Origin of the sequence: Mesorhizobium sp. M1E.F.Ca.ET.041.01.1.1 (genome assembly GCF_003997355.1) — a bacterium.
GTDB lineage: Bacteria > Pseudomonadota > Alphaproteobacteria > Rhizobiales > Rhizobiaceae > Mesorhizobium.
This window is the reverse complement of record NZ_RZSL01000785.1, coordinates 1-2,269: the sequence shown is the minus strand read 5'-3', so window position 1 is coordinate 2,269 and position 2,269 is coordinate 1. Positions and strand designations below refer to the sequence as shown.

The following is a 2,269-nucleotide window of genomic DNA, read 5'->3' as shown; positions in this document are numbered from 1 at the left end:
TTCGGCCTGTTCGAAGGGACCGGAGTGCACGCAGGAGATGGCCACCAAGAAGGCGCAGGACATGGCCGCCGCGCTTCAGGAAGCGATCACCAAGGATCCGAGCAAGGCGGCGGATCTGACGGCCAAGGTGCAGGCCGTGACGACGAAATACCAGAACGCCACGACACTCGACGAAGCCTGCAAGGCCTACGACGAAGTGACCGCCGCCATCAAGGGGTGAGCGAAGTCGTCAAATGGAGAGGCGGCAGCCCGTGGCTGCCGCCTTTTGCTTGCCTGGCCGAGGGCGCCTGCTCAGTTCTTGGCGATTGAACCGACTTCGACCGTGTCGACCCGCTTCAGGCTCATGCCGATGACCGGAACCAGCTGCTTGTTGACACGCACGGCCACCGTCACAGTCATCGAATTGTCGTCGGGAATACGGGCCTGCATAACGCCGTTCAACTGATTGCGGTTGATGGTGAAGACCACCTTCTGCGGATCGACGACATTGCCGCCGATGATGTCGAGCCCGTTGCCGGTCGAGCCGCCCATGAAATTGCCCTTGTAGCCTTCGCGGCCCTTGCGCTCGACGGACGCCGACATCTTCTGGGTGAACACGCCGACCCGGCAGTCGCCATCGAGCGTCATTCCGACCTTGCCATCAGGCGTGGAGCCGTTGAAATTGCAGGTGAATTTCGTGCCCTTGTATTTGCCGGCGATGATCTCGCCCGGGCCGATCCACTTGCCTTCCACGGAGCGAAAGAATTGCTTGTCCGGCTCTGCTCCAAAGGCTTTTCCGACGAGGCCGAGCGGTGCGGCGACTGCAACCGTCACAGGCAGGACGCAGGACAAGATCACGCTTTTCATGGACGACACCCGGCACAACAGAGTCTGTATCTTGGGACAGAAACGACCATGAAGAAGATTGGTTAATGCTTCGTCACTGGCGGCCTTTTCGCTGTTTACCTTACTGCCCGGTCTTATTGGTCGCTCTGGCCATCCTTCCGGGTCGCGAACGAGGTCAGCGCCGAGAGGAAATCGCCAAGTCCGGGGCGCTTGATCGCGATGAACGGCAGCGGGCGCGCCGTTTCCATCGCCGCAATGCCGATGCGCGCCGTCATCATGCCGTTGACCACGCCTTCGCCAAGCTTTGCGGAGAGCTTCGCCGCAAGGCCGTGGCCGATGATCTGCTGCACGAAACTGTCGCCGACCGCGATCGAGCCGGTCACTGCGAGATGAGCGAGCACGCCGCGAGCCAGCCGGAGGAAGCCGAGCGTGCCGGGGCGGCCGCCATAGAGTTCCGAGAGGCGCCGGATCAGCCTGCCGGCCTCGAACACGACATAGGCGACGTCGACGAGCGCGCGGGGGCTGACCGCCGTCACCAGCGAGACACGCTTCGCCGCTTCGAGGATCATCGTCTTGGCGCGGGCATCGAGCGGCGACAGGATCTCGGTCTCGGCGAGCCGCACCAGATTGCCGCCGTCGATGATCTCGCCGCGCAGCTCGGCGAGCGAGCGCCGCCCGGCCGCGGTCTCCGGTTTTGCCGCGACGAAGGCTGAAAGCTCGTCGACCAGGGCGCGCGCGGCCTTGGGGTCGTCGCGCGCCACGGCATCCAGGGCCTGCCGCTGCAGCTTCTCGACTTCGGCGAGGCGTGCAATGGCCAGGAATTCGCGGAGGAGGATGACGAGGAGCGACAAAAGCGCGATCGCCGCCATGCCGGCCGCCAGCCAGCCCAGCCATTCGGCGCGCGCGAAGAGATCGCGGATGAGCTGGTCCGTCCACAAGCCCACCGCGAGCGAGACAAGCACGCCGAGGGCGCCGAAAAACAGGCGGGCGAGCAGCGAGCGCTTTCTTGGCGCCGTGGCCGGCGGTGGCGCCGCCTGCTCGATGTCCGGCTCGTCGAAGACGTCGATTTCCGAAGGAATGACGACAGCGACATCGGACCTTGCTGCTTGCGGTTTGCGCGCGGGCCGTTCGTCGGCGCGATGCTTCCGCGCCGCCTCCTGCCTTGGCGCTGGCTCGGGTTCGATGCGGAAGGCGGCCGGTTTGCGGGGCGCGGTCATGCCAGACGATCTCCGATCAGGAACTGCAGCGCGCGGTCGAGCCGGATGTGCGGCAAAGACAGCGTGACGCCTTCGGCCGTGCGCTCGAGCTTCGGCGGACGGAACCGCACGAAGCGGATCGCCGGTTCGTTGTTTTCCGGCTGCGATCCGGAAAGGTCGAACACATCATCAACTTTCTCCGGCAAGTCACCGGGAAATATGGCGGTTTCGATCTTGCCGTCGAATGT

The 2,269-nt window shown here is 64.5% G+C and carries 4 protein-coding genes; 1 reads left to right on the top strand and 3 read right to left on the bottom strand.

Going from position 1 to position 2,269, the window contains the following annotated elements; translation table 11 throughout:
- Window positions 1-220, top strand: a 220-nt coding sequence (locus EOA38_RS34095; RefSeq protein ID WP_127301287.1) for a hypothetical protein, incomplete at its 5' end; no start/stop codon positions are given.
- A 71-nt stretch (window positions 221-291) separates the two neighbouring features.
- On the opposite strand, the gene EOA38_RS34090 is transcribed toward EOA38_RS34095, so the two are convergent.
- The 3 genes from EOA38_RS34090 to EOA38_RS34080 all read right to left on the bottom strand — a co-directional run.
- Window positions 292-846, bottom strand: coding sequence for a hypothetical protein (locus EOA38_RS34090; RefSeq protein ID WP_127301286.1), 555 nt, complete (start codon window positions 844-846; stop codon window positions 292-294).
- 113 nt (window positions 847-959) lie between these two features.
- Complete coding sequence (locus tag EOA38_RS34085) at window positions 960-2,042, bottom strand: TIGR01620 family protein (RefSeq protein WP_126093782.1); 1,083 nt, start codon at window positions 2,040-2,042, stop codon at window positions 960-962.
- On the bottom strand, window positions 2,039-2,269 hold a 231-nt coding region (locus EOA38_RS34080; protein WP_189435109.1), incomplete at its 5' end, for a YcjX family protein. The genes EOA38_RS34080 and EOA38_RS34085, both read right to left, overlap by 4 nt.